This is a genomic window from Streptomyces panaciradicis (assembly GCF_023516615.1).
Lineage (GTDB): Bacteria > Actinomycetota > Actinomycetes > Streptomycetales > Streptomycetaceae > Streptomyces > Streptomyces panaciradicis.
This window is the reverse complement of record NZ_JAMGBF010000317.1, coordinates 1-1,317: the sequence shown is the minus strand read 5'-3', so window position 1 is coordinate 1,317 and position 1,317 is coordinate 1. Positions and strand designations below refer to the sequence as shown.

The following is a 1,317-nucleotide window of genomic DNA, read 5'->3' as shown; positions in this document are numbered from 1 at the left end:
CGGCTGGCAGCTCAGCCGGCGCCCCATGCGCGGGGCCGGACCGGTGCTGCTGCTGGTCCTCGCCGTCGCCCTCGGCATGCTGGCCATCGGGCAGGGCGCCTCCTGGAGCCGCTCGCAGGACGACCGGGCCGACTTCGCGGCGGGCGCGCCGGTCCGCGTCCTGGGCGCGGGGGACGGCGGGCCCGGGCGCACCGAGACCTACGCGGGCGTCCCGGGCGTACGGCGCACCGCCCCCGCCGTCCGCACCGAACTGCCGCTGTCCGGCGACCGTACGGCGACGCTGCTGGCCCTGGACACCGCGCACGCGGCGGACACGCTGCTGCTGCGCCGGGACCTGGCCCCCGAACCGGCGGGGCCGCTGCTCGCGTCGCTGGGCACGAGGACGCCGTCGACCGGCGCGAAGGTGCCGGCGCACACCGCCCGGCTGCGGCTGACGGCGACCCTGAGCAGTACGCCCCGCACGGCCGCAGCGGCGGACGTCACGGTGACCCTGGAGGACGCCTACGGCACCCCGTACCAGATCCCGGCCGGTGACCTGCGCCCCGACGGCCGCCCGCACACCCTCGACATCCCGGTGCCCGACGGGCCGTTGCGGTTCACCGGCGTGCAGCTGGTGCTGCCGGTGCCGGTCGGCAAGGCGGAGCGGCAGCGGCTGACGCTCGGCGGGCTGACGGCGACGGGCACGGACGGACGCATGCGGCGCATCGACCTGCCCGGCACCTGGCGGGCGGCCTCGTCCAGCGACAGCGACGCGTCGGCGCCGGACGGAAGCACCGACCCGGCCGAGCCGCGGGTGGGTACGTCCGGCACCCCGACCGTCGCGTACGGCACCGGCTACCTCCCGGACGCCATCCACTGGGACGCCGCGGCGCTGACCCTGCGGATGCAGGTGGCACAGCCCACGCCGCGCGAGGTCCCGGCGGTGGCCACGGACCGCTTCCTCGCCTCCGTCGGCGCGCGCGCCGGGCAGCGGGTGGACGTGACCGTCGCCGGCGAGAGCGTGCCGGTGCGCATCACGCGAGCGGTGCGGGAGCTGCCGACGGCGGGCGAGGCCGACGGAGGCGCGCTGGTGATGGACCTGCGGTCGCTGAACCGGGTGCTTCAGACGCGGTACGGCACCGGGGTCACCCCGACGGAATGGTGGCTCGACACCGGCCCCGGCGACTCGGCCCGGGTCGCCGCGGCGCTGCGCGCGCTGCCCGACCTCGACCCGGCGCAGGTCGTCGTCCGGCAGGAGACGGCGGCGCAGCTGCGGGACGATCCGTTCGGCGCGGGACCGGAGGCGGCGTTCGCGGCGGCGGCCGGGGTGGCCGCCGC

The 1,317-nt window shown here is 78.4% G+C and carries 1 pseudogene; it reads left to right on the top strand.

Features of this window, described 5'->3' with window-relative positions:
* Nucleotides 1-25: 25 nt before the first annotated feature.
* A pseudogene (locus tag M8J74_RS44145) lies at nt 26-1,317 on the top strand (ABC transporter permease); the annotation flags it as partial.